The sequence below is a fragment of the Candidatus Korarchaeota archaeon NZ13-K genome (assembly GCA_003344655.1).
In the GTDB taxonomy this organism is placed as follows: Archaea; Korarchaeota; Korarchaeia; order Korarchaeales; family Korarchaeaceae; genus Korarchaeum.
Map to the genome: position 1 here is coordinate 1 of MAIU01000078.1, position 5,196 is coordinate 5,196.

Sequence of the window (5,196 nt, forward strand, 5' to 3'; positions counted from 1 at the left end):
CACTGGTACACGGATGAGGAGGAGAGGTGCGTCGGCGATGTGGGAAGGAAGGCCCTGGGCGTCCCCATGTGGTTCACCCCCAGTCACAGCGGGTTGAGGGCCATAGTGTTCACGAGACTGGGCGACGTGGGGTTCGTGATGGGCATAGGAGTCCTCTACTACCTCTCCCACACGTTCTCGATCCCCCAGCTATCTGAGAGGGTCGCTGATTGGGCCCAACCGCTTGCCCAGAGCGGCTTATTGCTGCCCTTCCTCCTGGTTTTCTCCCTGGGAGCCTTCGCGAAGTCGGCTCAGTTCCCCTTCCATGAGTGGCTCGTTACGGCCATGACCGGTCCAACATCGGTGAGCGCCCTGATACACGCTGCCACCATGGTCAAGGCCGGTGTCTACTTCCTGCTCAGGTTCTCACCTATATTCGTCCTGGCGGCTCATGAGGTCCCCGCGGCCGAGCATCAGGTGAGCGCCTTCTTCACGGCTGTCTCCCTGATAGGGGCCTTCACGGCATTCATGATGGCATCTCAAGCGCTGGTATCTAGGGAGCTGAAGCTCATACTGGCCTTCTCAACGGCCTCCCAGCTGGGTTACATGTTCCTGGCCATAGGGTCGGCGGGACTCATAGCGGAGTTCCCGGCTGGATTCATAGCGGGCTTCTCCCACCTGATGAGCCATGCGATATTCAAGGCATCTCTCTTCCTCGTGGCGGGGGCGGTGATACACGCGGTGCACTCAAGGTTCATAGATGACATGGGTGGACTATGGGGCGCCATGAAGTGGTCCTTCCTGGCCATGAGCTTAGCCGCCCTGAGCCTGATGGGAGTTCCCCCATTCATGGGATTCTGGACCAAGGATTCCATTCTTGAGGTGACTAAGGAGTCAGGAATCCTGATTTCTTTCCTCCTTGCTCTGATAACGGCTGGTTTAACTGCTTTCTACTCGACAAGAATGGTGCTGAGGACCTTCGTGACTGAGAGGGGTCAAGGCCATGGGCACCAAAATGAGCATCACCACCATGAGGCTCATCCCCTGATGCTCCTTCCCTACCTCGCCCTCGCCTTGATCTCATTCGCTCTGGGATTGATATGGCCAATCTACGGGCCTGAGCTCATGGGAAGCATGAGCAGGGACGTGCTGGGAATGCATGAGCCCTTCCACCCTGAGGTGCACCTGGATCCCGAGCTCCTAGCGCTATCCCTGGCCGTGATCCTCACCGGAATCTCGATCGCATGCTTCCTCTATCTGACCGAGCGCGGGAGGGCGGTGAACCTGACCAGGGGATCCTTGGGGAGGGCCCTCCACTCCTTCCTCTACGACAGATGGTTCATAAATGCGGTCTACTACAGGGTGATAGTGGCTGGCTTCTCCTGGCTGTCCAGGAACGTGTTCAGGTACTTCGACTCGCTGGTGATAGACGGCTTCTACCACCGTCTCATACCCTGGCTGGTGGGCGCGATGAGCGCGCTGGGCTTCAGGTACTTCGAGACAGAGGTCGTCGATGAGACCTACCACGAGAGGGTCGTGAGGGGCTTCACATCGCTCGGCTCCTTCGTCAGGAGGCTTCAGACAGGATTGGTCAACCAGTACATACTCTTGTTCGTTCTGGGTCTCCTATTGATTCTCCTGATAATATTGTGGGTGGGATGAGGATGGAGGAAGTCATTTGGGTCTTAATGATCATTTTAGGAGCTCCGGGACTTCTGCTACCCCTGATAGATTATGTAAAGGGGACTAGGCTAAGCCCCTACATCACGCTCCTCGCCACAGCCCTCGCGATGGTCCTCCTGACGACGCTAATCGGCAAGGAAGAAACGATCTTCAGCGGGGCCCTGAGACTGGATCCCCTATCAACTTATCTCTCCCTAATGGCCACCTTAGGATCCTTCCTGGTCACGCTGGCGTCCCTCTCCCAGGTCAGGGACTGGAGCACCTCGCCCAGCCTTTACTCGCTGATCCTGCTCTCCCTGCTCGGTGTCTACTTCCTGCTCTACGTCAACGACGCCTCTGTGCTCATAGCCGGTTGGGCGCTCGTGGCGGTCGCCTCCTATGTCATAGTCGGCTTGAGGAAGGATGAGAGCTCCTTGGAGGCCTCCGTCAAGTATGCCCTGATGGGTGTGGTTTCCTCCTCCCTCCTGATCTTCGGTGTGGCCCTGATCTCCGGGGTGACTAAGGAGAGCACCCTATCATCACCAGCATACGTCCAGCCGGGTTTGAGGGTCCTTCTCCTCCTGGGGGTCCTCCTCCTCATAGCGGCGTTTGGATTCAAGATGGGTGTCTTCCCATTCCATGCATGGCTTCCGGACGTCTACGGAGGGGCCCATCCGCTGCTCGTCTCCTTCGTATCTGGCGTGATAAAGCTCATAAGCATAGGGGTCATCCTTAGGGTCATCCAACCGCTGATCCCGGCTATCGGTGATTACTGGATCATCATAATGGCTTTGCTTTCCGTCCTAACTATGTTCTTCGGAAATCTGGCAGCTCTGGTTCAGAGGAATGTCCAGAGGATGATGGCTTACTCCAGCATAGCCCAGGCGGGCTACTTCCTCATAGCCTTCACAGCTCTCTACTCGCTGACCTCTAGGGAGCTCGCCCTGCAGGCGATAGGGCTTCATGTGACAACATACGTGCTCGCGAAGGTTGGGATATTCGTTGGACTGAGCTACCTGGCGAGGAAGGGGTTCGATCTGACCTTGGATGGGATCAAGGGAGTGGGGAGGACGATGAAGGTATCCTGCTCCATGCTGGCCATCCTGATGCTGAGCCTCATGGGCATGCCCCCTCTCATCGGCTTCTGGAGCAAGTTCATGTACGTTTTCCTCTCAGCCATGGAACTGGCACCCTGGCTCGTCCTTCTTGGCATAGTGAACAGCGGCATATCCGTGGGCTACTATGCCCTCGTGATAAGGTACATGTATTTCGCTAACCCACCGAACAGGACGGAGGAGTCCCTGAGGGATCCCGAGCTCTACGTGCTCCTGATAACAGGTCTGCTGACCACGTTGCTAGGCTTGGGACTCGTGGATCAATTGACGAGGCTCCTCTCATAATTTTTATCACTCCCACGACCCCCTCCATTCAGCCGATGAGACCTGCTGTTCAGCGATCCGAAGCCGGCTGAGTGAGGGATGCTTCGGTCAGAGGATCGCTCAAGTAGCTAGTCCCTCTACGATCTAAGCTACCAAAACCGGAGCTTGAGGTGCCCTGAAGCTCCAGAGGTACTACCTCTCCCGAAGATACGTCAGCTCAGCCACGGCGGGACCGCGGGTGGTGATGGTCTCGCTCGGGAGTACTATAGATAGAAATTAACTACTTATGACTTCCAATTTTTCAAAATATTTTCAAAATATTCAGCGTAGTATGCTCATCTTCGCGACGCTCCCGAACATCCCTAACCATCATCGCTTATAAGCGTTTCAGGAGGGATCGGTTCGGGCCCTCCGGGAGGTACCTGGATGTACCTTCCCTGGAGCTCGATAGGATCCTTCCGGTGCCTCGCCTGCGGCACCTGCTGTTCCCACTTCATGGTACCTCTCAGGGCCAGCGAGGCGCTGAGCATAGCGAAGATATTCGGATGGGACCGCTTAGAGGTCAGGAAAGGGAGGTTGTTCATAAGGAAGCACGGGAGAGCGTGTCCCTTCTTGGTGAGGAGAGGATCACTCCGCGTCTGCCATCTGCAGGAGTTTGGGATCAAGCCGAGGGCTTGCAAGGTATGGCCGTTTCACATATTCAGGACTCCCGAGTATGGGAAGAGGGAGGAGGCATCTCTCTCAACGAGATACGGCACCTTCTACGTATACGTGGATCCGAGATGTCCTGGAATCAGCCTAGGAAGGCCTACTGACACGTTACTTGACGCTGTGGTGGAGGCCCTGGAGATATGGCTGGGTGTGAGGACCGAGCAATACCTGACGACCAGTCCCCTAGGGTTTCTCGGGAGGAATGGTCATGAGTGGACTATTCCCTCCCTCGTGAGGCTCGCGGAGAGTGAACCTCACGTTTTCAGGATTCATGGGATGATGAAATAATGAAGATGGTGAATATCGGATTAATTATGAAAGTCAACACCGCAAAATTGAGTTAAATTGGCAGTCACTCCCGGAAGGGAAAGTTTATTAAGGAATCTCGGATGGATGCAGGGCCGGGAGAGGGGGTATCAGAGAGACCTCTGATAACCCAGCACTGCAAGGTGCCTGAGTTTCCCGCGGCAGCGGGGAACCCCCGAAAGCCCCTAAAAGATTTTGAAGAGCTTAACGTAGGCTAGGGGACTCAACTCGTTGATGCTGCAATCATCGACCGATGTGATCACTATTCCATCCAATCTAGCTCTCCTCAGCACATCCAGGTCCACCGGAGGGTTCGTGTAGTAGACGTCCAGCAGCGACTTCCACCTCATCAGCTCGGAGTCGCTCCTCTCTTCGGGTGGCAGCAGGACGAAGGGGGGTATCTCCATAAGGTAGGTCGGAGGAGCGGCCAGGTAGAACATATCAGAGTGAACGCTGTACCTAGCTATCTTGCTGGCTATCCTCGCCCTGCAGAAGCTATCAGGATCTAGGGCGTGCTCCGGGGGGACGTATCCGGTCTCCACCTCCACTACCACCTTGGATGATCCCTTGACGCAGAGGAGGTCGCACTTGAGGTCATCTATCGGGACCTCAACGTCCACATCGTACCCTCTGGATATGAAGTGGGCGGCCACCACTATCTCCATCGCTGAGTGATTTATCTTGACCAGCCCCCTCTTGTGGAGGTCGGTGAGCTTGTCTATGAGTGGATTAAGCCTTTCCCTCGCCACAATGCCTCTCTCATCGATTCTATCAGCAAGCCTCCTCAGATCTGCTCTGAAGACCCTCTCGTTCGGCACTTAAGAGCGCCATAGCGATAACTTTTAGGTTTTACCCGGACCTGCCGTGAGTTAGGTGTGTTGGATGGGAAGCGGTCGAGGGGTCAGCTGATCGAAATTATCTTATACGCGCACCCCGTTTCTCCGGAGATGATTCCATGCAAAGGACCAGGATAGTGGCCACGATAGGACCCTCATCCTCTCAGCTGGACGTGCTGAAGGGCATGATAAGCGAGGGCATGAGCGTGGCCAGGCTGAACTTCTCCCACGGAACCATGAGCGAGAAGTCGGAGCAGATAGATCTGATAAGGCTGGCCTCAAGCGAGCTGGGGGCGAGGATCGGGATAATGTCGGATCTTCAG

General features: G+C 55.7%; 5 protein-coding genes. 4 read left to right on the forward strand and 1 reads right to left on the reverse strand.

Going from position 1 to position 5,196, the window contains the following annotated elements; genetic code table 11:
- The 3 genes from BA066_06600 to BA066_06610 form a co-directional block, all read left to right on the forward strand.
- Positions 1–1,641: hypothetical protein (locus tag BA066_06600; GenBank protein ID RDD53020.1), on the forward strand; the 1,641-nt coding region annotated here is incomplete at its 5' end.
- Positions 1,638–3,041 (forward strand): NADH-quinone oxidoreductase subunit N, encoded by a 1,404-nt coding sequence (locus BA066_06605; GenBank protein RDD53021.1) that lies wholly within the window; start codon positions 1,638–1,640, stop codon positions 3,039–3,041. The genes BA066_06600 and BA066_06605, both read left to right, overlap by 4 nt.
- 405 nt (positions 3,042–3,446) lie before the next feature.
- Positions 3,447–4,019 (forward strand): YkgJ family cysteine cluster protein, encoded by a 573-nt coding sequence (locus tag BA066_06610; GenBank protein ID RDD53022.1) that lies wholly within the window; start codon positions 3,447–3,449, stop codon positions 4,017–4,019.
- A gap of 203 nt (positions 4,020–4,222) precedes the next feature.
- Here BA066_06610 and BA066_06615 read toward each other — a convergent pair whose 3' ends face one another.
- Entirely contained in the window at positions 4,223–4,855 is a 633-nt protein-coding gene (locus tag BA066_06615) for a hypothetical protein (protein ID RDD53023.1), read from the reverse strand.
- A gap of 137 nt (positions 4,856–4,992) precedes the next feature.
- Here BA066_06615 and BA066_06620 point away from each other — a divergent pair.
- Positions 4,993–5,196: pyruvate kinase (locus BA066_06620; protein ID RDD53024.1), on the forward strand; the 204-nt coding region annotated here is incomplete at its 3' end.

Excerpts from the sequence above, each read along its gene's own strand:
- BA066_06605 (RDD53021.1), top strand. The coding sequence starts at position 1,638 with ATGAGGATGGAGGAAGTCATTTGGGTCTTAATGATCATTTTAGGAGCT.
- BA066_06610 (RDD53022.1), top strand. The coding sequence starts at position 3,447 with ATGTACCTTCCCTGGAGCTCGATAGGATCCTTCCGGTGCCTCGCCTGC.